19 protein-coding genes are annotated in these 22,866 nt (G+C 58.1%); 11 read left to right on the forward strand and 8 right to left on the reverse strand.

Annotated features, from left to right (window positions below; genetic code table 11):
- Positions 1-89 precede the first annotated feature (89 nt).
- Both ARCT_RS0113730 and ARCT_RS0113735 read right to left on the reverse strand, forming a co-directional pair.
- On the reverse strand, positions 90-2,693 hold the full coding sequence (locus ARCT_RS0113730; RefSeq protein WP_027240595.1) for a hybrid sensor histidine kinase/response regulator: 2,604 nt from the start codon (positions 2,691-2,693) through the stop codon (positions 90-92).
- Positions 2,690-3,238 (reverse strand): molybdopterin-dependent oxidoreductase, encoded by a 549-nt coding sequence (locus ARCT_RS0113735; RefSeq protein WP_051360753.1) that lies wholly within the window; start codon positions 3,236-3,238, stop codon positions 2,690-2,692. Before ARCT_RS0113735 ends, ARCT_RS0113730 begins: the two co-directional genes overlap by 4 nt.
- 457 nt (positions 3,239-3,695) lie before the next feature.
- On the opposite strand from ARCT_RS0113735, the gene ARCT_RS0113740 reads away from it, so the two are divergent.
- Positions 3,696-4,310 carry a response regulator transcription factor gene (locus ARCT_RS0113740; protein WP_027240597.1) on the forward strand — a complete coding sequence of 205 codons (615 nt, stop codon included), beginning with the start codon at positions 3,696-3,698 and terminating at the stop codon, positions 4,308-4,310.
- A gap of 75 nt (positions 4,311-4,385) precedes the next feature.
- Here ARCT_RS0113740 and ARCT_RS0113745 read toward each other — a convergent pair whose 3' ends face one another.
- Positions 4,386-5,606: a cytochrome P450 gene (locus tag ARCT_RS0113745; RefSeq protein WP_027240598.1), complete on the reverse strand. Its 1,221-nt coding sequence runs from the start codon at positions 5,604-5,606 to the stop codon at positions 4,386-4,388.
- Between the two features lie 161 nt (positions 5,607-5,767).
- On the opposite strand from ARCT_RS0113745, the gene ARCT_RS0113750 reads away from it, so the two are divergent.
- Positions 5,768-6,106: a TfoX/Sxy family protein gene (locus ARCT_RS0113750; RefSeq protein ID WP_027240599.1), complete on the forward strand. Its 339-nt coding sequence runs from the start codon at positions 5,768-5,770 to the stop codon at positions 6,104-6,106.
- Between the two features lie 94 nt (positions 6,107-6,200).
- Here the strand turns inward: ARCT_RS0113750 and ndk are convergent, their stop codons facing one another.
- Positions 6,201-6,623, reverse strand: coding sequence for a nucleoside-diphosphate kinase (ndk, locus tag ARCT_RS0113755; protein ID WP_027240600.1), 423 nt, complete (start codon positions 6,621-6,623; stop codon positions 6,201-6,203).
- Positions 6,624-6,760: 137 nt separating this feature from the next.
- The gene (locus ARCT_RS0113760) at positions 6,761-7,963 is read right to left on the reverse strand and encodes a Bcr/CflA family efflux MFS transporter (protein WP_027240601.1); all 1,203 of its coding nucleotides are present in this window, start codon (positions 7,961-7,963) and stop codon (positions 6,761-6,763) included.
- 267 nt (positions 7,964-8,230) lie between these two features.
- Here ARCT_RS0113760 and ARCT_RS0113765 point away from each other — a divergent pair, with 267 nt between their 5' ends.
- From ARCT_RS0113765 to ARCT_RS0113775, 3 genes are read left to right on the forward strand one after another with little or no spacing between them, the layout of a single operon-like run.
- A complete protein-coding gene (locus ARCT_RS0113765; protein WP_027240602.1) occupies positions 8,231-10,093 on the forward strand; it encodes an ABC-F family ATP-binding cassette domain-containing protein in 1,863 nt (620 codons plus the stop codon).
- Positions 10,090-10,713, forward strand: a complete 624-nt coding sequence (locus ARCT_RS0113770; protein WP_027240603.1) for a MarC family protein — start codon at positions 10,090-10,092, stop codon at positions 10,711-10,713. The genes ARCT_RS0113765 and ARCT_RS0113770 overlap by 4 nt, the downstream gene beginning before the upstream one ends.
- A gap of 42 nt (positions 10,714-10,755) precedes the next feature.
- Positions 10,756-11,337 carry a retropepsin-like aspartic protease family protein gene (locus tag ARCT_RS0113775; protein ID WP_027240604.1) on the forward strand — a complete coding sequence of 194 codons (582 nt, stop codon included), beginning with the start codon at positions 10,756-10,758 and terminating at the stop codon, positions 11,335-11,337.
- Between the two features lie 47 nt (positions 11,338-11,384).
- Here the strand turns inward: ARCT_RS0113775 and ARCT_RS0113780 are convergent, their stop codons facing one another.
- The 3 genes from ARCT_RS0113780 to ARCT_RS0113790 form a co-directional block, all read right to left on the reverse strand.
- Positions 11,385-12,377: a PilZ domain-containing protein gene (locus ARCT_RS0113780; RefSeq protein WP_084300867.1), complete on the reverse strand. Its 993-nt coding sequence runs from the start codon at positions 12,375-12,377 to the stop codon at positions 11,385-11,387.
- A 604-nt stretch (positions 12,378-12,981) separates the two neighbouring features.
- The gene (locus tag ARCT_RS0113785; protein WP_027240606.1) at positions 12,982-13,440 is read right to left on the reverse strand and encodes a DNA polymerase III subunit chi; all 459 of its coding nucleotides are present in this window, start codon (positions 13,438-13,440) and stop codon (positions 12,982-12,984) included.
- A gap of 7 nt (positions 13,441-13,447) precedes the next feature.
- Entirely contained in the window at positions 13,448-14,923 is a 1,476-nt protein-coding gene (locus ARCT_RS0113790; RefSeq protein WP_027240607.1) for a leucyl aminopeptidase, read from the reverse strand.
- A 249-nt stretch (positions 14,924-15,172) separates the two neighbouring features.
- Between ARCT_RS0113790 and lptF the strand changes: the two genes are divergently transcribed.
- From lptF to rsmA, 6 genes are all read left to right on the forward strand, one after another.
- Complete coding sequence (lptF, locus tag ARCT_RS0113795; RefSeq protein ID WP_027240608.1) at positions 15,173-16,324, forward strand: LPS export ABC transporter permease LptF; 1,152 nt, start codon at positions 15,173-15,175, stop codon at positions 16,322-16,324.
- The gene (lptG, locus tag ARCT_RS0113800) at positions 16,321-17,424 is read left to right on the forward strand and encodes an LPS export ABC transporter permease LptG (RefSeq protein WP_027240609.1); all 1,104 of its coding nucleotides are present in this window, start codon (positions 16,321-16,323) and stop codon (positions 17,422-17,424) included. Before lptF ends, lptG begins: the two co-directional genes overlap by 4 nt.
- Position 17,425: 1 nt before the next feature.
- Positions 17,426-19,588 (forward strand): LPS-assembly protein LptD, encoded by a 2,163-nt coding sequence (locus ARCT_RS0113805; RefSeq protein WP_027240610.1) that lies wholly within the window; start codon positions 17,426-17,428, stop codon positions 19,586-19,588.
- Positions 19,573-20,832: a peptidylprolyl isomerase gene (locus ARCT_RS0113810; protein ID WP_027240611.1), complete on the forward strand. Its 1,260-nt coding sequence runs from the start codon at positions 19,573-19,575 to the stop codon at positions 20,830-20,832. The genes ARCT_RS0113805 and ARCT_RS0113810 overlap by 16 nt, the downstream gene beginning before the upstream one ends.
- Positions 20,829-21,839, forward strand: coding sequence for a 4-hydroxythreonine-4-phosphate dehydrogenase PdxA (pdxA, locus tag ARCT_RS26055; RefSeq protein WP_036784889.1), 1,011 nt, complete (start codon positions 20,829-20,831; stop codon positions 21,837-21,839). Before ARCT_RS0113810 ends, pdxA begins: the two co-directional genes overlap by 4 nt.
- A gap of 101 nt (positions 21,840-21,940) precedes the next feature.
- Entirely contained in the window at positions 21,941-22,786 is an 846-nt protein-coding gene (gene rsmA / locus ARCT_RS0113820) for a 16S rRNA (adenine(1518)-N(6)/adenine(1519)-N(6))-dimethyltransferase RsmA (RefSeq protein ID WP_027240612.1), read from the forward strand.
- The last annotated feature ends 80 nt before the right edge of the window (positions 22,787-22,866 follow it).

A 22,866-nucleotide genomic window follows, 5' to 3' on the forward strand; every position in this document is an offset into this window, starting at 1 on the left:
CCACCGGGGCGTCGGAGACAGACAATGGCACCGCCAGGTCTTTACCCTTTATGTTTGTGCCGTTTTTCAGACCTCTTGCACAAAGCCACTCAAACCTGCTCAGAATGGGCAAGATGCGCTTGCAGGCCTGTTTTTGTTCCGGCCCAGATGTCCTGCAGCCTGGTAAGCGGAGGTTTTTGGTCCGTCTCCTGTATCTCAATTTTACGCAGGGCGCTGCGCAGATCGACCAGCCCCAAAACCGCCGCAGATCCGGCCAGGCGATGGGCCTCCTTGCGGTGCTCATCACGCAGCTGAGACGCGCCATCCAGTGCGCCCAGGAAGCTTTCGAGTTCGGCGATAAAGCTCTTCAAAAATCCGGTTGCGCGCTCTGCCCCCAGAGCCTCAAAGAACTGCGCGATATCGGATTGCTCCGGTGGCTGGTGTTCGGCAGCTTTGGCCGGCATTGCATGCCGCGCGACCAGGGTTGAGAGATCGCTATTGCTGACCGGTTTTGTCGCCACCTCGGCAAAGCCGGCCTCCAGGATCCGCGCATGGTCTTTGGGGGCGGTATGGGCCGTGAGGGCAACGATATCCACGTCATCCGCCAGGTGTTCCGCCCGTATCCGCCGGATCGCTTCGATGCCGTCCACCTCGGGCATGCTGATATCCATCAGGATAAGGTCAAATCCCTGCTGCCTGCATGTCTCGACCCCAGCAGCGCCGCCGGAGGCCACCGTGACCTGATGCCCCAGTTTTTGAAGCATTTTCTGGAAAAGCTCTCGGTTGATATCATTGTCTTCCACCACCAGAATTTTGGCAGAATGTTCCTGCGCCTGTTCTGTGGCTGGAGTGGCGGCAGGAAGCGACTGCGTTGTCGGCAACGGCAGGATAAGAGAAAACAGGCTGCCTTCGCCCAATTCACTTTCACAGGTGATGGTCCCGCCCATGGCCTCGACGATGCGGCGGGTGATTGCCAGCCCCAGGCCGGTGCCTTCGCTGCCGCGCTGATAGCTGGAATCCAGGGTGATAAAGTCCTCAAAAATCCGGCTCAGGTTGTTCTTGGCAATGCCCTCCCCGGTATCAGAGACGTGAAATTCGATCTGGCCTGCGGTGGTATTGAGCTGAACATCAACCATCACGGCGCCATCACGGGTGAATTTAATCGCATTCCCGATCAGATTGAGCAGAGCCTGTTGCAGCGCCCGTGGCCGCCCCGTGACCATTTCCGCACCATCTTTGATACTATAGTTCAGGGTCAGCTCGTTGCCATTCGATCGCGCAGGTGCCTTCTGGCTTTCCACCAGACCTTCCATCAATTCTCGCAGGTTGAAGGGGCATTCGACCTCGGTTTCGATACCGGCTTCCAGGCTCGACAGTTGCAACACATCATTGACGTGATGCAGCAGCAACTCGCCGGACACCAACATCGCATTCAGGTAGCGGCTTTGCTCCGTATCTGGCCCCGTCTGTTTCAGCAGTTCAATGGAACTCAGAATCCCGGTCAGAGGCGTCCGCATTTCATGGCTCATGACCGTCAGCAGATTGGCCTTGGCGCGCTCTCCGGCCAGGGCATCATCACGGGCTCGGCGCAGCTCTTCCTCAACTGCGATGCGGTCGGAAATGTCGCGAATATAGCCAACATAGGCCTGGTCGGTTTCACTGCGACTGACGGAAAGCGACATCTCCATGGGGAAGATCTCGCCTGACTTTCTCTGTGCCTGCAGTTGCACCCGCCCCCGGCCTGCCAGGCGAGGATTGAAGTTTTTTTTCAGCCGTTCCATTCCCGCGAGATGGACCTGACGCAAATGTGGAGGAATGATCAATTCATCCATTTTTGCCCCCATGACCTCCTCGCGCCGGTAGCCAAAAATTGCCTCGGCTGCTCCGTTAAAAGCAAGGATACGGCCCTCTTGATCGATCATCAAAATAGCATCGAGCGAAGAGGAAATCATCGCCTCCATACGAGAAGAGGCCTTGCTGCGCTCTTCGGCCAATCTGCGGCCCCGACGATACATCCATCCCGACAGCAAGGCGGTGATCGCCAGAGCCACAATCAGGGCAAAAAGCACAACCGCCAAGCGCCACATGATCGCAAACAGCTGCAAACGCTTGCCTTCGGTGTCTTCGACCTGAATGACCACACCATAAAGCGCCAATTCCCGCACATCGTCGCCATTATGCAGCAGGTGCATAGCGATCAGATGGCGGTTCTTCATCAGCTGCTCATCGGGGACATCAATCAAGGCAGTAAGGGACGTCAGACGGTCCTGCAGCCGACCAAGCAATTCCCCACCCTCTGGAGAACTGCGCAGATCAGCAAAAAGCGGGCCTTCAACAAAAGTAACTATGCGACTGTAGTAGACGTCAAATTGGCGCCGCAAAGCAGCGACTCCCCCCGGCTCTTCCGCCGAGGTAAGAGCCGCCTCCAGTTTAAGGTGGTCAACTTCGGCCTGCGACAGCACCCACTGCATATTGTCAGTTGCAGCGGTTGAGAGCCCCTCCAGGCGCTGCAAGACCTCATGCCCAAGACGCATCGACTGCAGGGTAAGCATCGGCAGCACCATCAGGGCCAACAGGAGCAGAATCTTTGTAAAGCGCGGCCAGTTTCCGGAACCAAGACGGTCCCAAGAGAACCATCCAGCCGCCTTCCTGGGGAAGGCGGCCTTGGGACCTGCTTTCTTTTGATTTTGGATCTGCCCTGCTGTCTGTGTCATTCAGGTTTTTGCCTCAGTGTCAAATGGTCCAGTTGCCAGATACTGCGGGAATAGACCGCCTCGGTGCGGTAGGAGGGGTTGTTGTCATAGGGGTAAACCAGCCACAGAGGACCCTTGCCCCGCAGAGACATCGTTTTGCCATTGCGCAGATAGGCAATAAGTGGCCCCCCGGCGACAGCATCAGAAAGCGGCACCTCGACCATATAGTCATTGACCGCGCGCGCCTCGATGATGACACCCGGTGTCTCTGCCGTCAGATCAAATTGCGCGAGCAGATCTGCCAGGGGCACCCCGGTGAAGCTTTGTGGGCCCGTGGTCCAGATCGTAGCGGTCTCAAAGCTTTCCGCTGTAAAGGCCTGCAGGTCCTGCAGTGTCAGCTGCTCTTCCCGCGCCCCCTCGCCCTCCAACGTGACCGTAAGCAAAACGTCAGCCGCACCTTCGGTTGCCGTTCCAGCCTGGGCCATATCGGCGCCAAACAGGCTTACAAGTGCTGCAACACTCCCAACAAAAGCTAGGGACAGCAGTCTCTTACCGCGTATCATCATCTATCTCTCCAATACGGTACAAAATGCGTTCAGGGATTCCCCAACAGTCAGCACTTTCTGTGCTTTTTACGCTATCTGCGATTGAGCAAAGCCTAACATATCTCCGCCTTGGGACTATCTACGCCTGAGGATAGTTTCCTATCCTTCCGTATAGTTACGCTATCCGGGTGCTTGTCATCCCTGCCATTTGCAGCCCCAATCAAGGCAACATGGGGACAAAAACGCGGCCTGGCGGAGGCCCTTTCTTATGTTCAAAATAACCGCTGGGTCCCCTTTGCGTTAGAACCTGCGCGTTGAAACAGGCTTTCCGGGGGCCGCAGTCCCAGTGCGGCAACCAGTGCAGCAATCCGGGTGCACCTGAAAACCTTCTCTCCAATTGATCCAAAATCTTGATGGATTTGAAACACTTCTGATTGTAAACTTACCCAAGATCAACTCGAACTCAGTTAAGGTTTTCATGCGTATTTTGCTAGCAGACGATCATGACATGGTCCGTGAAACCATCTCTGCCTACCTCGAAAGCAAGGGGGATGCAGCGGTGTTTTTGGCAACAGACCTGGCCGGGGCACTGGACCAAATTCACCGCGACGGCCCTTTTGATCTTGTGTTGTTGGACTACCAAATGCCCGGAATGCACGGGCTGGCCGGGCTGAGCGAAGCGATTGCTGCCAATGGCGGCAAAGGCGTTGCCATTCTTTCTGGCAATGCCCCGCTTCAAACCGCGCAAGAAGCGCTCAAACTGGGGGCTATTGGCTTTATTCCCAAAACCATGGGCGCCCAATCGCTGCTTAATGCGGTACGGTTCATGTCCGCCGGGGAAATCTATGTCCCGGTAGACCTGATGCGCGCAGAATCTGCAGCCCCTGCGCATCCCCTGGCTGAAAAACTCAGCCCGCGTGAAAATGAAGTCCTGTCCTGGCTTTGCAAGGGCCAATCCAACAAAGAAATCGCCCGCGAACTTGATCTGCAGGAAGTCACCATCAAGCTGCATGTACGGACGCTGTGCCGCAAGCTGGAAGCAAAAAACCGCACCCAGGCTGCCATGATCGCAAAAGAAGCCGGGCTCTATTGATCCCTTTTCCAAGGCCCGCGCAGGCCTGATACTTACAGGCTGTCACCGCTTGTTCGCAGGTTCTCTGCCGCGCCCCTAGACCGCGACCTTAGCTGGCAAAGCCGCGTAGCCGCGAAAACGAATGCGCCCGCCATCCCGCCGCCCCGGCAGGATCTCATAGTTGGGGAAGCGCGCCAAAAACCGCTCCAGCGCAATTTTCCCCTCCAGCCGCGCCAGGGTCAGCCCCACACAAACATGAGGCCCGCCAGCAAAGGCGAGATGTCGGTTTGGTTTGCGCCCAATGTCAAATATGTGCGGATCTGCAAAGACCTCTGGATCGCGGTTGGCCGCACCAATCAACAGATGCAAATTGCTGCCACGTGGAATGACAACCCCACCAATTTCAACCATGGCAGTGGTTTCGCGATTGCCCAGCTGGTTTGGCGAGCGAAAGCGCAGCACCTCCTCCACCGCCGTCTTGATCAGATCCGGCTGCGCCAAAAGCCGGGCGCGTTGCTCGGGATAATCATGCAGCAGCGCCAACCCGTTGCCGATCAAATTTGTGGTGGTCTCATGCCCCGCATTCAAAATGAAAATGCAGTTCTGGATGAGCTCAATCTCGCTCAATCTGTCATCCTCGGCGGCGCTATTGTCATCGCCAATGAGCCGGGTCAGGACATCTGTTTCAGGATCCCCCGGTGCCGCTCTGCGACGGGCAATGAGGTCCTGCAGATAGGCCTTGAATTCCTCAACCGCCCGATGCCCCAAGGCCAGCTCTTCCTCTGTCAACGAGGGCTCTAAAGCCCCCAGAATTGCCAGCGACCACTCCCGCAAGGGCTCACGTTCTTCGAGCGGGACATCCAGCAGGTTGCCGATGACCTGAATTGGAATACTGGAGGCAAAATCCGCGATCAGATCCACCGAAGAGCGGTTCTCCAACCCGTCGAGAAGATGATCAACGGTGGCGATCAGCCCAGGTTCCATCCGGGCAATCGCCCGCGGTGTCAGCGCCGAACTCATGATCCGCCGGACCCGCGTATGCAGCGGCGGATCCGAGAACACCAGCGAGGTGGTGTGATGTTCAAACAGCGGCGAGTCGAGGCCAAATTTGGGTGAAAAAACCGCCCGTTTGTCTGAAGAGTACAACGAAGTGTCCCGGTAGATACGGTCCAGATCCGCGTAGCGACTGACCAGGAAAGACCCATCTGGCTGCGCCAAGACAGGCGCCTGGGACAGCAGCGCATCATAAAAAGGAAAAGGGTCCTCAACAAAACCGGTGGGCGGATTGGTCAAATCAAAGTTATCAATATCCGCCATCGGCGATGCAGAGTGGTCTGGCAAAGTTTATACTCCTGATCTTTGATCTCAGGATCAGATGAAAACAACATCCTGTCAACAACATGCGACTGATCCCCAGCCCTGCGTGTCGTTGCAAAAGGACGGATGACAAGGGCAAAAATTCCGCCTATGTTCTCCAAATGTCCACAGCCATTTCCACCATTCGAAACCTCGGCCCGGCCTATGAGGAATCCTGCAAACGGGCAGGCATTCACAGCGCCGAAGAGCTGCACAGCCTAGGCGCTGATGTGGCCTATGGGCGCCTGCTGGCCAGCGGCAGCAAGCCACATTTTATCGCCTATTACGTCCTGGTCATGGCGCTGCAGGGGCGCCCCTGGAACGATTGCAAAGGGGCGGAAAAACAGGCCCTGCGCAAACGCTTTGATGCCATCAAGACCCGGAGCTTTGACAAGGAGCTTTCCGAATTTGAGAGGATCCTCGACCAGATTGGCGTTATTGACAGATCGGCGCGCCGCTAGCTACCCCAACCGTCCCCCTGCAGCCCCATAGAAAAGGGCCGCTGCAGATTTCTCCGCAGCGGCCCCGATCTAAACTTCAGATAAAAGCGGTGGCTTAGCCGACCAGCTCAAGACCGGAGAAGAAGTAAGCGATTTCAACAGCTGCTGTTTCAGGCGCGTCGGAACCGTGAACCGAGTTTTCACCAACCGATTCAGCAAACTCAGCGCGGATGGTGCCGGGCGCGGCGTCGGCTGGGTTGGTTGCGCCCATGATTTCGCGGTTTTTCGCGATGGCGTTTTCGCCTTCCAGAACCTGGCAGACGATTGGCTCGGAGGACATGAATTCGCACAGCTCATCGTAGAAGGGACGCTCAGCGTGCACTTCATAGAACTTGCCAGCCTGGGCTTTGGTCAGGTGAATGCGCTTTTGTGCGACGATGCGCAGGCCAGCTTCTTCGAATTTGGCGTTGATCGCACCGGTCAGGTTGCGACGAGTGGCATCGGGTTTGATGATCGAGAAAGTGCGTTGCAGAGCCATCGGGCGTTCTCCATTTGAAAGATTGGCTGCAGAAATTTGCGCCGTATTATCGCGCGCCGCCTAACACGCCAGCGGGCCTATGGGAAGGGGTGAGTTGCGCCAGGCAAAAATGCAAGGCCATTTTATGTGGCTCCCCTTTATGTGGCCTCCTCCAGCGGATCATGAATATCGAGCCAGCGCACATAGATCGCCGAAGCCAAAGCGCAGAGGCTCGATAGCAAGATGATCGACAGCACCATAAATGGCGCATTCTCTGCCGTGACCAAAACGCCGGTCACAGTGGTCATCACCGCGCCCAGGGCAACCACGATGGCCCCCGACAGCCCAGATGCACTGCCCGCAAGGTGCGGCCGCACCGACATCAGCCCCGCACTGGCATTGGCCACTGTCAGCCCGTTGCCAAATCCCACCAAAATGGCAGCACCAAAAAACACCGGGATCGCCCCCTGCCCCGCCAGAAACAGCGCCAAGCCGATCATTGGCCCGATAACGGCGGCAAAACGCCCCGCCAGGATCAAAGAGATCAGCGGCACCCGGTTGGCCAATCTGCCGGTGACAAAATTGCCAACCATGAAGCCACCCGTGATAATGCCGATGCCCAGCCCCAACTGTGCCGGGTTGAGATCAAACCAGGCCGCTGCCACCAGGGGTGCGCCGGTGATAAAAGCGTAAAAACCGCCAATGGAGAAAGCCAGACAGAAGCTGTAGCCCCAAAAGCGGCGCGAGGCCAAAAGCTCTGGGTAGCTGCGCATCTGTGCCCCAAAGGTGGCAGATTGTTGATGATTGGTCTCGCCCCAGTTGCTCCAGCTGAGAGCAAACACAGCAAACCCCAGAATGGCATAGAGCACAAAGCTGGAGCGCCAGCCAAAAAGCATATCCAGCCCCCCACCAAGCAACGGCCCCAACATCGGCGCCAGCGCCATGGCCATGGTGACATAGCCCAGCTTGCTGGCGGCCTCGGTTGCAGAATGCATATCGCGAATGGTGGCCCGTGACAGAACCTGGCCCGCAACAACCGTGCCCTGGATCATGCGAAAGCCGAGGAAAACCCAGACCGATTGCGCCAACACGCAGCCGATTGATGCCAGCGCAAAAATCAGCATCGAGCCCAGTAAAATGGGACGTCGCCCAAAGCGATCAGACAGCGGCCCCATGAGCAGCTGCAACACGGCTGAGATGCCCAGATAGCCAGCCAGGGCCAGGTTCACCACCCCGTAGCTGCTGTCAAAATCCTCAGCGATCCGCGCCAGAGAGGGCAGAAACATGTTCAGTGACAAAACCGCCAGGGCGGTGGCAAAAATCAATGTTATGAGATGGGGAGCTTTCTCTGCGGCCCGCATAAAATCACCTGAATACTGTAGCTTAGACTGAGAAATAGCCAAATACGGCCTCTGCGCAAATGGTCTGCATCCAAACTTCCAGCATTCCTTGGTAAAAGACCAGATACAAAGCGCACGTGCCCACCGCCTTAATCTGGCGCCGAATATTGCGACGCGGGGCGTTTGGAGGGCTGATCTGCGGCAGGTTTCAGACAGCCCCCTCACAGAGGTGCAGCTCAGCGCGGATACGCATTGACAAGGCGCGGTGACTGCGACAGTGGATGAGCCATGCTACGTATTCGCGATATCACCTATTCGGTTGAAGGCCGCCCTCTGTTCGAAGAGGCCAGTGCCACCATTCCCAACGGCCACAAAGTGGGTCTTGTGGGGCGCAACGGCACCGGCAAAACAACCTTGTTTCGCCTTATTCGCGGCGAGCTGGCGCTTGAGACAGGGTCGATCACCCTGCCGTCCAAGGCCCAGATCGGCGGCATCGCGCAAGAGGCGCCCTCGTCCAATGTGTCGCTGATCGACACCGTGCTGGCTGCCGCCACCGAACGGGCCGCCTTGATGGCCGAGGCCGAGACCGCAACAGATCCGACCCGCATTGCCGAGGTGCAGACCCGGCTGGCCGATATCGACGCCTGGTCCGCCGAAGCGCGCGCCGCCTCGATCCTCAAAGGTCTGGGTTTCGACGAAGAGGCACAACAGCGGCCCTGCTCTGACTTTTCAGGTGGCTGGCGGATGCGGGTTGCCCTGGCGGCGGTGCTGTTTTCCGAACCCGACCTGTTGCTGCTGGACGAACCGACCAACTATCTTGATCTGGAAGGCGCGCTTTGGCTTGAGGCCTATCTGGTCAAATATCCGCACACCGTGATCATCATCAGCCACGACCGTGAACTGCTGAACCGGTCGGTGGGCGGCATCCTGCATCTGGAAGACCGCAAGGTGACCTATTATGGCGGCAACTACGATCAGTTTGCCCGCCAGCGCGCCGCCAATCGCGCCAACCAGGCCGCCCAGGCGAAGAAACAAGACGCCCGGCGCGCCCATCTGCAGAGCTTTGTCGATCGCTTCAAGGCCAAGGCCAGCAAGGCCAAACAGGCGCAGAGCCGGGTGAAAATGCTGGAAAAGATGGAAACCATCCGCGCGCCCGAAGATGCAGCACGCACAGTTTTCACCTTTCCCACGCCGGAAGAGCTGTCGCCGCCCATTATCGCAACCGAGGGCGTCAAGGTTGGCTATGACGGCAAGGTGATCCTGAGCAATCTGGATCTGCGTATCGATCAGGACGACCGCATTGCCCTGCTAGGCAAAAACGGCGAGGGCAAATCCACCCTGTCCAAAATGCTCTCGGCGCGGCTTGCGCCTATGGGCGGCAAGATGACCCAGTCGAGCAAGCTGCGGATCGGCTTTTTTGCCCAGCACCAGGTGGATGAGCTTTATATTGACGAAACCCCGCTGCAGCACCTGATGCGCGAGCGCGCCAGTGAGGGCCAGCCGCGGCTGCGGGCGCGTCTGGCCGGGTTTGGCCTGGGCGCCGATCAGGCGGATACCGCCGTGGGCCGCCTGTCGGGGGGGCAAAAGGCACGTCTGTCCTTGCTCTTGGCCACATTGGATGCCCCGCATCTGTTGATCCTCGATGAGCCGACCAACCACTTGGATATCGAAAGCCGCGAGGCCCTGGTTGAAGCGCTGACTGCCTATACCGGCGCGGTGATCCTGGTCAGCCACGATATGCACCTGCTCAGCCTGGTGGCAGACCGTCTCTGGCTGGTCTCCAAGGGCACGGTAACCCCCTATGAGGGCGATCTGGCCTCTTATCGGGCGTTGTTACTGGAAAAAGACAAGCCCGCGCCAAAGGACAAGCCTGCCAAGAAAGAAAAGGCCAAGCCAGCACGCCCCTCGCGGGATGCCATCCTGGCCCTGCGCAAGGAAGCGCGCAAATCCGAAGAGCGTGTCACCAAACTGACCCAGATGAAAGACAAGCTGGATGTCAAACTGGCGGATCCGGAGCTTTACGAACCTGAGAAAAAAGACGAGGCTCGGGTTTGGCAGGGCAAACATGCCGAGGTCATCACCGCATTGGAGCGGGCTGAGCTGTTGTGGATGCGCGCCTTGGAAAAATTGGAAAAAGCTGAGGCTCTATGATCGACACTGCCTTTCTGATCACCTCTTTTGTGACCCTCTTTGTGATCATTGATCCCATTGGGCTCACCCCGATCTTTTTGGCACTGACCCAGGGGGCAACCCCGCACGAACGGCGCTCGATTGCGCTGCGCGCCGCACTTACCGCCATGTTTTTGCTGGCACTCTTTACCGCCTTTGGCGAGGCAGTTTTGGGCTTTGCCGGTATCTCCATGGCCGCATTCCGTGTGGCGGGCGGAGTGTTGCTGTTCCTCACCGCGTTGGACATGTTGTTTGAGCGGCGCACCAAGCGACGGGAAAATCAGGGTGAAGAGGCCACCCCGGCTCAGGACCCGTCGATTTTTCCAATGTCGATCCCGCTGATTGCCGGGCCTGGATCCATTGCAACGGTGATCCTGCTGGCTGGGCAAAAACCTGGGCTGGAGGGTTTTGCCCTGGTGATGTCTGTGGTCTTTGCGGTGCTGACTGTGATGTTGACCATGTTCCTCGCCTCAGGCCTGTTTGAACGCGCCCTTGGCAAGACCGGCATCAATGTGGTGACCCGGCTCTTGGGGATGCTGCTCGCCGCCCTGTCGGTGCAGTTTGTCCTGGACGGGCTGCGTGATTTTGGCTTTGCCAGCTAGCCGGGGCGCATAGCCACACGCAAAAGGGAGCACATGTGACCCATGGAAGACATCGATTATGGCCGTCTGCTCTACCTGTTGTTGCTGCTCTGTGCGGTGGGGTCTTGGGTTTTTGTGCAAACGCGACAAAACCTGAGCACAACCCTGCAACAGCTGGCGATCTGGGGCTTTATCTTTCTGGGCGTCATCGCCGGCTACGGTCTGTGGGAGGACATTCGCCAAACCGTACGCCCACAACAATCGGTGATGAGCGAAACCGGGCGCGTCATTGTTCCCCGCGCGCCCGATGGCCATTACTACCTCACCCTTGCCGTCAATGGTGCTAAGGTCGAGTTTCTGGTGGATACCGGTGCCAGCGAAGTTGTCCTGAGCACGCAGGATGCGCGCCGCGCCGGGTTGGAACCGGAAAAGCTGGCCTATCTCGGACGGGCCAATACGGCAAACGGCATTGTGCGCACCGCATCTGTGCGGATTGATGAACTCACCCTTGGTGAGATCCGAGATCGCAATCTACGGGTATCCGTCAATCAGGGTGAGATGGACAAGTCATTGTTGGGTATGACCTATTTGCAGCGATGGTCCAGTATTGAAATTCGCAACGGCGCCCTGGTGCTGACCCGCTAGATCCCGCTTTGCAGCGAGGGCGATAGGGATATGCAGCCAGCAAGCTGTCAGCTCACCGAAATCAATTGCTTCAATCGGTCCTGCTCCATCAATTCCGTGAACTCAAGCCCCAGATAGTCCCCCTTGCTCCAGACGATCTTGCCCACAAACGACCAGCTGTCATAGGTGACTGCGTGATCAGGGAAATTTATTCTCTTTCTGGGTAAGACGACTTCGATCTCGCTCCCGACCTTGTAAACGGTCTCTGTTTTCACCTTGGCGCCAATTCGGCTGACATCAACAATTCGGGCCTCGGCGTCCTCCTCCTCCTCTTTTCCGGCCTTCACCTTGCAATCGATACGACAAACAAACCGTTTTTGAATATCGGATTTTTTTTGTCGCATCCGATCAAAGAGAACAAACGCAACAACACCCAGGATCAAAACCATGAGGGCGCCGATGCCGGCCGTTTTACTGGTGACCAGGGCCTCACTAACGGTCTCTCCCGCTGTTCGCCAAAACCCGTTCACCTCCCCACAGGGGAGAGCGACCAACTCTTTTCGGTAGACCTCCAGTTTGTCACGGACGCGCAGCTTCCGCGCCGCCTCCGCGGCTTTGAACTGCCCCCCAATCGAACGCATTTTCAAAATGGTTTTTTGCAGCGCCACAAGTTTGGCAGTTGGGGTGCTAATTTTCTCAAACCCGTTTTCGACGATCAGGAGCCGCAGTTCGACCACTGGTGTTTTGCGCAGAAAGTTGGAAAGCCTATTGGCAGCCCCGGTATCCGCACCAGTTTCAACGTTATCCAGAAAATCTTCGCTCAGATGCACCAAGGTCGTCAAATCGTCAAAGACACGGCAATTCATTTCCTGCGCGGAGGTGGCTCCAGCCCCGCCCAGGAAAAGCGCCACCAGCAATAGGAAACGCGCGCACCGACGCTTACCTTGAAGCGTCACATGACCAACGAGCCTTTGAGCTGCGCTCACAGAACATTCGGGACACCCATTGCCCGCCTTCCGCCGCCAGATCACCTGCAGGTTTTGAGTAATAACTTTAAACATTTACACACTCATCCAGCTCCGCCCAAAGCAGCCCAGCCCCTGGGCACATCTTCGAGCCAACAACACCTATCATCTGGCCAATATGCCAACCGATTGAAGATTAGGCTTCCGGCACCCCCACCCAACGATGGAAAACCTATCCGAAAGCAATATTTCCACTATCTCCCGAAAAAATTAAGAACCATTATACCAATCACAAATTTACCGTCATATCGCGCCCAAAGTAAATTTGGGGTTTTGAATGTATCTTTTGAGACCGGTACACTTTTACGACCGATACAATAGCTTCCTTTAAAAGGCTCGCCCATTGATTGGAAGCAAGCGCGAAGCTATTCTTAAATTGACATCCGACGTCCCGGGAAAGGCCAATCCCGTGCCCTTCTGTATCAAAACAACCTGTATCAAAACAACTCAAGGATTGGCAAGCGGCATCAAGCCCCCCCCTATGCGGGAAAATTTCTACAATCTGACTCCATTACAAATGCTAGGCGGCTCTCCCCCTACAGGCGAGTTGTCCGCGGCATCAAAAGAAACCCATAATTCTGACCGCTCATCAAGTGGAAGATCGCAGATCAATGAGGCGCTGCTTGACCCGCCAGCCCCCTCAGGCCTCTGCTTTCTTTTCCCAACGCCCAGATTCCTCGGACCAGTACTGGGCAGAACAGCCCGCACCTGTCAGGCTTTTCCATTGTCCCCGCGCCTGCTGAACCGCATCCGGGTCCGTGCCGTCGAACAGAATACACACGCGCTCCAGCGCCTGAACCTCCTCAGGGGTCACAACCGCGCCATCAACTGTCATCAGACACTCTGGCGCGTTGGCGCTCTCGGCGGTGTTGGTCAGCAAAATGGGCTGCAACGCATCATGGGGCCCACCCGCCAGACCATGGGCCAGGAAACTGTCCGTACTGCCCTGCCAAAGGCTGTCATCCAGCCAACTCATCCGGTCGGCCATCGTGCCCCGCACTGCGATGCGCCAGCCTGCACCGCGCGCCTTTTGCAGCAAAACCGGAAGGGTCTCCTGCAAAGGATGGCGGGTCAGGTGATAAAAATAGGCAGCGCCCATGATCGACTTATTCCGCCTCAAAGGTGTTTTGCACTAGGCGATCCAAGGCCATGACGCCCCAACCGGTGGCGCCTTTGGGCGCATAGGATGTGGCGGATGTCACCGAGGCAACGCCGGCAATATCCAGGTGAATCCAGGGCATATCGTCCTTGATAAAGCGTTTGAGGAACTGCGCGGCGGTGATCGAGCCGGCAGGGCGGCCACCAACGTTTTTCATATCGGCAATCCGCGATTTCAGCTGATCGTCATACCCCTGGCCAAGCGGCAGGCGCCAGGCGCCTTCATCGGTTGCCTTGGCCGCCTTGAGAAAACCATTACACAGGCTGTCGTCATTGGAGAAAACCGCCGCGTTTTCATGGCCCAGGCCAATAATCACCGCGCCGGTCAAGGTGGCCAGATCAATGATGCCACAGGGATTGAACCGCTCCTGCGCGTACCACAGCACATCACAAAGCACCAAACGGCCCTCGGCATCGGTATTGATCACCTCAACCGTGTCCCCCTTCATCGATTTCACCACATCGCCGGGACGGGTGGCATTGCCCGAGGGCATATTTTCCACCAGACCCACCAGCCCCACCACATTGGCGCGGGCCTTGCGCAGGGCCAGCGCCTTCATGGTGCCGACAACCACCCCGGCGCCGCCCATATCCATGGTCATGTCTTCCATGCCAGCGGCGGGCTTTAGCGAGATACCGCCGGTATCAAAAACCACACCCTTGCCAACCAGGGCCAGCGGAGCTTCGCCCTCGGCCCCGCCTTTCCAGTTCATAATCGCAACCTTGGAAGGGCTGTCAGAGCCCTGCCCGACACACAGCAGCGCTCCCATGCCGAGCTCTTGCAGCTGCGCCTCGTCGAGAATTTCCACCTCAAGCCCAATCTGAGACATGTCTTCGATCCGGCGGGCAAATTCGCTGGTGGTCAGCACATTGGCGGGTTCATTGACCAGATCGCGGGTCATGTGAACGCCCTCGGCCACGGCAGCCAATGGCGCATAGGCGGCTGCCATCTCGTCATAGGCCCTGTGCGCAATGGTAATCTCGGCTGCAGGTTTGGCCTCTTTCATGGCCTTGTGCCGGTCAAACTCATAGCTGCGCAGCGCCATCCCCATCGCCAGCTCGGCAGCCTTTGGAATCGAGCCCGCCATCACCGTCATGGTTTTCTGTGGCGCCGCAACGATCAGCTTGGCGCCGGCCCGACGGGCCGCGATTGGGGTGGTGCGGCGTGGCAAGACCAGCACATGCAGGGCTTCTGCGGCCATGCCAGCAGGCCAGGCCAGGGAAATCACCGTGCCTGGCTTGTGGGTTGCAAACTCCGGAGCAGCGATCAGACGTGCCAGGGCGCCTTTGGTCAACCGGTTGGCACTGCGCGCAGCCTGATCCATCACACCATCGGGGGTGACCAGAACAACAACATGATCGGTCATCCCAGCGAGGGCCTTGGGGTCGTAATCGGTAAAACGGACGGCGGGCATAGTGCGCATAATCTTGAGGCTCCTGTCGGAATGGGGTCTTGTTTTATTTACACAATAGGTAACTGGGGCTCTGCACAATAGCCAGCCCCCACCGGCCCGCTGAGCCAGGGGAAATCAGGCATTGCAAACGAGCTGACGTCGACACCAACCTGCCAAACCTGCAATAGACCTCAGAAATCACGCAGATAGCAGTTTTCCCCGTGAAACAATTCCTCTAAGGTTCCGCAAAATGATAATGGCAGGGTCTGGGGGGATCGAATGTCACGCTTTGACAGATATGTCCTGTCGCAATACCTGCTGTTTTTCAGCTTTTTTGCGCTCATTCTTGTTGCTGTCTTCTGGGTCAACCGGGCAGTTGTGCTGTTTGACCGGCTGATCGGTGACGGCCAGACGGCACTTGTCTTTCTGGAGTTCACCGCCCTCACCCTGCCCAATCTCATTCGCATGGTGCTGCCTGTGGCGGTCTTTGCCTCTGCGGTCTGGGTGACCAACCGGCTGCAAAGCGAAAGTGAGCTGACCGTGCTGCAGGCCACTGGCACAAGCCCCTGGCAAATGGCGCGACCGGCCTTGGTTTTTGGGCTGGTCACCGCCCTGATGATGTCTGTGCTCACCCATTTCCTGTTGCCCAGCTCGATTGGCCAACTGGCGCTGCGTGAACAGGAGGTATCGCGCAATGTTACCGCCAAGCTACTGACCGAGGGGCATTTTCTGCACCCGGCTAAGGGCGTGACCTTCTACATCCGTCAGATTGATTCCAATGGAACGCTCAATGATGTCTTTCTGTCTGACCGCCGCGATCCAAATCAAATCGTGACCTATACCGGTGCGCGTGCTTTTCTGGTGCGTGACGGGGACAAAACCCACCTGATCATGGTCAACGGCATGGCGCAGCGCCTGAACAATCGGACCAAGCAGCTCTCCACCACCAACTTTTCTGATTTCTCCTATGACATCAGCTCTCTGGCCAACAAAAGCTCAACAATACAGCGCAGTATCCGCGAGATCTCCAGCTGGGAGCTGCTGCAAAACCGGGAGGAAATCAACCTCTCCGAAGGCTTTAGCCTTGGCGCGCTGGCCGAAGAATTTCATCTCCGCTTTGCCCGCGCTCTGATCTGCGTTGTGGTGGCGCTTATCGGATTCTCTGCGCTCATGATCGGATCACATTCGCGTTTTGGCGTTTGGCGGCAGGCGCTGCTGGCCTTTTTGTTGTTGATCATCGTCGAGGGGCTGCGGGGCGTGGTTTCGGAACCGGTGCGGATCAGTCCTGATCTGTGGCCGCTGATCTACCTGCCTGCCCTGATCGGCCTGGTGATTGCAGTCGGATTTTTGCAATTGGCCGCGCATCCGCTGACCCCGCGTCGCAGGTCTGTCTCGAGTCTCGAAATTGGTAGCCAGGAGGCCGGATCATGACGCTGGATCTGTATTATGCCCGACGGTTTTTCCAATGGTTTGCAGTGATCTGCGGCGTGTTGATGACCCTTGTTATTCTCATCGACCTGAACGAGCAGATCCGCCGTTTTGATGCCTTTGATGTGAGCGCCAGCCAAATTGTTGGGCTCACGCTTCTGAATGCCCCCGCAGCGCTCAGCGAGTTCCTGCCGCTGATTATGATCCTGACCACCATTGTGTTGTTTGTCGGTCTCGCCCGCAGCAGCGAGCTGGTGGTGACGCGGGCCGCTGGGCGATCGGGCATTCGAGCGCTGGCGGCGCCGGTTCTGGTGGCCGGGCTGCTGGGGCTGCTGGCGGTGAGCACCCTCAACCCAATTGTTGCAGCCACAACCAACCTGTCCAAGAGCCTGGCCGACACCTATCGCACCGGCGGGCCCTCGGCCCTGTCGCTCTCTGGTGAAGGGTTATGGCTGCGCCAGGGCAGTGCCAACGGCCAGTCGGTCATCCATGCCAGCTCTTATGGCGGTGGGCGCGACGACATTGTGCTCTATGATGTCACCATCCTTGCCTATGCACCCGGCGGCGGCCCCATCCGGCAAATCATCGCCGAAACGGCCCGGCTGGACGGCGATGAATGGCTGCTTCACAAGGCCAAGGCCTGGCATATGACGGCGGGTCTCAATCCTGAAAGATCAGCCGCCACCCATGATACCCTGCGGATCCCGACCTCGCTGACGCAGGACCGCATTCGGGACCGGCTGGGATCGGCGGATGGGATTTCCGTCTATGACCTGCCAACCACCATTCGCGATCTTGCCGAGGCCGGCTTTGCCACCAAACGCTACCAGGTCTGGTACCAGGTAGAATTGGCCCGGCCCCTGTTCCTGATTGCCATGGTGCTGGTTGGGGCCGCCTTTACCATGCGCCATACACGATTTGGCGGCACTGGCCTTGCAGTGCTAACTGCTGTGTTATTAGGCTTTGGACTGTACTTTATACGAAATTTTGCGCAGATTCTGGGGGAGAATGGTCAGATTCCGGTGGCCCTTGCCGCCTGGGCTCCGCCGGTTGCCTCAATACTGCTGACGATGGGACTGCTTTTACATGCTGAGGACGGATAATATGCGCCGCGCCCTGTTGCTCTCGGTGGTTTTGCCCTGGCTAGCCATCACCTCCCCTGCGGGAGCGCAGCAAAACGGACCTGCTCCCACTGCGGAGCAGCCTGCGATTCTGGTTGCTGATCAGTTGTTTATCACCCCCGAGCGGCAATTGATCGCAAAGGGGAATGTTGAAGCGTTCCAAGGGGATGTCCGGCTACAGGCACAGCGGATCATCTTTGAAGAGAGCTCTGGAACCCTGCAGATCGAAGGCCCTATCCGGATTGATCAGGGCGGCGACATTACAATTCTGGCCAATGCAGCCGAACTGGACCGCAGCCTGCGCGACGGGCTTTTGACCGGGGCGCGCATGATCTTTAAACAGCAATTGCAGCTGGCCTCCTTGCAGATGACCCGCGTGGGAGGGCGCTATACGCAGCTCTACAAAACCTCGGTGACCTCTTGCCATGTCTGCGAAGATGGCAAGCCACCGCTTTGGCAGATCCGCGCCGGGCGCGTCATTCATGACCAGGTTGAGCAGCAGCTTTATTTTGAAAACGCCCAGGTCAGAATTCTTGATGTGCCGGTGTTTTACTTCCCCGCCGTGCGTCTGCCAGATCCAAACCTAAAGCGCACCAGCGGCTTTCTGGTGCCCTCGACCCGGACCACCTCGAACCTCGGAACCGGGGTCAAAGTTCCTTATTTCTTCACGCTTGGCGACAGCCGGGACCTTACCCTGTCACCCTATATTTCGGGCAGCACCAGAACCCTGGAGGCCCGTTACCGGCAGGCCTTCCGGCGTGGCTCCGTTCAACTCGAAGGGGCCTATACCCGGGATGATCTGCAGCCAGGCGAAGACCGTGGGTACCTCTTTGCGACGGGCCTGTTTGAGCTGCCGCGAGATTTCCAGCTGGAGTTTGACCTCAAGACGGTTTCGGATGACGCCTATATTGCAGATTACAGCCTGCCCGACCTTGACCGCCTGCGGTCCGAAGTCACCCTGACTCGCTCCACCCGAGACAGCCTGCTGCACGCGGCTTTGATTAACTTCAAGACCCTGCGCGACAGCGAAGATCAGGATCTCATCCCCTCCACCATTGGTGAGGCCTATTTTCAAAAGCGTTACTTCCCGACCTCCATTGGCGGTGAGACCCGGTTGACACTTGAGGCCCACGGCCACAACCGCACCTCTGATCAAGAAGGTAACCTCACCACCGCCAATGGTCGCGATCACGGGCGTTTCACCGCAGATCTTGATTGGCGCCGGAGCTGGCAATTGGCCGGTGGGGTGCAGCTGGAATGGGAGATCGGCTCTGCCATTGATGGCTTTACCACCTATGACGATTCGTATTTTTCCGAACACAGTTCGCGCCTCACCCCCAGATCCGCGCTCACCCTGCGCCTGCCCATGTCCAAAACCGACGCCAGCGGCGCCGCCCAGTACTTTGAACCCATCGTGCAACTGGGCTGGAGCAATGTGATCGGAGACAGCGTTGCGCAAGATGAAAGCAACTATGTCGAATTTGACCAGGCCAATCTGTTGTCGCTGTCGCGGTTCCCGGCGTCGGACGCGCGCGAAGACGGGCTGACCCTCGCCTATGGCTTCAACTGGGCGCGCTTTGCCACCAGTGGCTGGCAGGCCTATGCGACGCTGGGCCAAGTGATCCGCCAGGACGCCGACAGCCGTTTCACCAAAAGTTCGGGCCTGGGGGGCACCACTTCGGACCTGCTATTGGCGGGTCAATTGAAATTCAACGACGGCATTGCCCTGACCGCGCGCGGCCTGCTGAATGATTCTCTGAACTTCTCCAAAGCAGAGGTGCGTGGGGACTGGTATCGTGATGCGCTGGCCGTTTCTGGCAGCTATCTCTGGCTTGGCACCGATCCAAACGAGAACCGCATCACTGAAACCTCTGAAATCTGGTTTGATGGCTCCTACAAGGTCTCTCCCAGCTGGAAAGCCAGTGCCAGCCTGCGCTATGATATTTCCGATGCCCGGGCAACGCGGGCGGGACTTGGCCTAGCCTACAGCAACGAATGTGTGACGGTCGACCTTTCGGTAAACCGTCGCTATACCTCAACAACAAGCGTAGATCCCTCAACGGATTTTGGGTTTTCAATTTCCATGAACGGGTTCTCAGTCAATAACGGCAGCAAACAGTACAGGCGATCATGCAGACAATCTTGACCCAGGCCTTCTCCGCTTCCTTGATCCGAAGCCTTTCCAGAGCGACGGTGGCTATCACGTTGAGCCTCGCGCTCTCTTCGACAGCAGCGCCACTGGCCGCGCAGGGGCTGTTTTCACCCGCAGTGACCGTCGACAGCTCTGTCATCACCCATTACGAGCTGCAACAGCGCGCCCGGTTCATGAACGTGTTGCGGACGCCTGGGAACCCGGAAATCATGGCGCGCAAAGAGCTGATCAAGGATCGGCTCAAACAGGCTGAACTGGCCAGGGTTGGCATCTCCCCCAGCGAGGAAGAGATTACCGCAGGCATGACCGAACTGGCCGGACGGGCCAATCTGTCGCTCAATGAGTTTCTGACGGTTCTCAAAGACAACGGAGTCGATCCCGAAACTTTGCGCGATTTTACCGAGGTGGGTATTGGCTGGCGCGAATATATTGGCGGGCGGTTTTTGTCCCGGGCACGCCCCACAGAGGTGGAAATTGACCGTGCAATGGGTCAGGCGGGTTCCGGCGGGGTGCAGGTTCTGCTGTCAGAACTGATCGTGCCCATCAACGAACAAAACGCGCAACAGGTCCAGAACCTGACCGATCAGGTTGGGGAAATAACCAGCTTTGCTGCCTTTTCGACTGCAGCCACCCAGTATTCCGCCTCAGACAGCCGGAACAATGGCGGCCGTCTGCCATGGATGAACCTGACCAAACTGCCGCCACAGCTGCAACCAATTGTCCTGGCGCTTGACCCCGGCGAAATCACCGAGCCCCTGCCCTTGCAGGGCGCCGTGGCGATGTTCCAGATGCGTGGCGTGCGCGAAGTCGTCGGCAGCAACCAGAAATATTCCGCAATCGAATATGCCGCCTATTATCTCCCCGGTGGCCGCAGCCCCGAGACCCTGGCCCAAGGCCAGAAGATTGCGGATAGCATCGACAGCTGCGACGACCTTTATGGCATCGCAAAGGACCAGGACCCCAGCATTCTGGACCGCCAAAGCCTGGTGCCTGCTGAAATCCCCCAGGACATCGCCATCGAGCTGGCCAAGCTGGATGACAATGAAATTTCCCTCAATCTAACCCGCAACCAGGGTCAGACACTGATGTTGCTGATGCTCTGTGGGCGCACCGCCGAACTGGGCGAAGGTGAATCTCGTGAAACCGTCGCCAATGCTCTGACGCACCAACGGCTGACGTCTTTGGCCGAGAGCTTCCTTGAACAGCTTCGGGCCGACGCCCTGATCGTTGAGAAATGACCCGCTCTGGCCTGCCCCAGCGTCCCATCGCATTGAGCTGTGGCGAACCAGCCGGGGTTGGCCCTGAGATCACCGTAAAGGCCTGGCAGCTCTTGCAAGAGAGCTGCCCCTTTTATTGGATTGGTGATCCACGCCATCTGCCAAAAGACGCGCCCTTTGCAGTGATCCAGGCACCAGAGGAGGCTCTGGCGCTCTGCGGCCATGCGCTTCCGGTCTTGCCATTGGAGTTTGCCGGTTCCGCTCTCAAGGGCCGCGCCGACCCCAAAAACGCGCCGGGGGTTGTGCAGTCCATTGAACGCGGCGTTGCTTTGGTCCAGTCGGGGCAGGCCTCGGCACTTTGCACCGCCCCCATCCACAAAAAGGCGCTGATTGATGGGGCTCAATTTGCCTTTCCCGGACATACCGAGTTTCTCGCCCATCTGGCAGGCTGCAGCCGCGTTGTGATGATGCTGGCCAGCCCTGCCCTGCGGGTGGTTCCCGCCACCATCCATATCGCGCTGAGCGAGGTCCCGCGCGCCCTCACCCCGGATCTGCTGCGAGAGGTGATCGCCATCACCGCCCAGGGGCTGCGCAGCCAGTTTGGCATTGCCCATCCGCGCATCGCGGTGGCCGGGCTGAACCCCCATGCCGGTGAAGGCGGCGCCATGGGGCAGGAAGAGCTGTTGTGGATCAATGATCTTATCCGCGAGTTGACCTCGGACCAAGTCACTCTCACCGGGCCACATCCGGCGGATACCCTGTTTCATGCTACCGCCCGCGCCCGCTATGACGCCGCCATCTGCATGTATCACGATCAGGCGCTGATCCCGATCAAGACGCTGGACTTTGATCGCGGCGTCAATGTCACCCTGGGCCTGCCCTTTATCCGCACATCGCCAGATCACGGCACGGCCTTTGATATTGCAGGCACCGGCCAGGCAAACCCGTCCAGCCTGATTGAAGCGCTGAAACTGGCCCAGACCATGGCGCAGCGCAGTGCCAACCAGGGCGCGGCAGAGCAACCTTAGGCGGTAGCCTCCCCTTGACGCCTCTCAGCCGACTGCCTATCCCTCCCCCACCCTTTCTTTGACTGGCGCCCCGCAAGGCCGCGCGCCCTGGACATATCGCAATGAGCGCCATCGACTCCCTGCCTCCCCTGCGTGAGGTCATCGACACCCATCAGCTCCTGGCGCGCAAATCGCTGGGACAGAACTTTCTGCTGGATCTCAACCTCACCTCAAAAATCGCCCGCCAAGCCGGCGATCTGAGCGAATGTGATGTGCTGGAGATTGGCCCCGGCCCCGGCGGCTTGACCCGCGGATTGCTCGCCGAGGGGGCCCGCCGGGTTCTGGCCGTGGAGAAAGACAGCCGCTGCATGCCCGCCCTGGCAGAAATTGCCGAGGCCTATCCGGGCAGGCTGGAGCTGATCAATGGCGATGCGCTTGACGTGGATCCGCTGGCGCATCTCACCCCGCCCGTTCGGATTGCAGCCAACCTGCCCTATAATGTCGGCACTGAACTGCTGGTGCGCTGGCTCACCCCCAAGGACTGGCCGCCCTTCTGGCAAAGCCTCACCCTGATGTTTCAGCGCGAAGTGGCCGAACGTATCGTCGCCCAGCCCGGCACCAAGGCTTATGGCCGTCTGGCGCTTTTGGCGCAGTGGCGCGCGGATGCGCGTATTGTTCTCTCCCTGCCCCCCGAAGCCTTTAGCCCTCCTCCCAAGGTCCATAGCGCGGTTGTGCATATCACCGCTCTGGAACAACCCCGCTTTCCGGCGGATGCCGCCACCCTGTCACGGGTGATCGCTGCCGGCTTTAACCAGCGTCGTAAAATGCTGCGTGCCAGCCTCAAAAGCGTAGCCCCCGGTATTGAAGACCATTTGCAAGCCGCAGGTATTGCCCCAACCGAGCGGGCCGAACAGGTCAGCCTGGAAGAGTTTTGCGCCCTGGCCCGCAGCATCAAACCACTGGACTAGCCTGTGCAGCCACTGCCGCTGCAGACTCCGATGTGGTCACACAAAAAAACCGGCCTTCTTGCGAAGGCCGGTTTTTCTAT

Origin of the sequence: Pseudophaeobacter arcticus DSM 23566 (assembly GCF_000473205.1) — a bacterium.
In the GTDB taxonomy this organism is placed as follows: Bacteria; Pseudomonadota; Alphaproteobacteria; order Rhodobacterales; family Rhodobacteraceae; genus Pseudophaeobacter; species Pseudophaeobacter arcticus.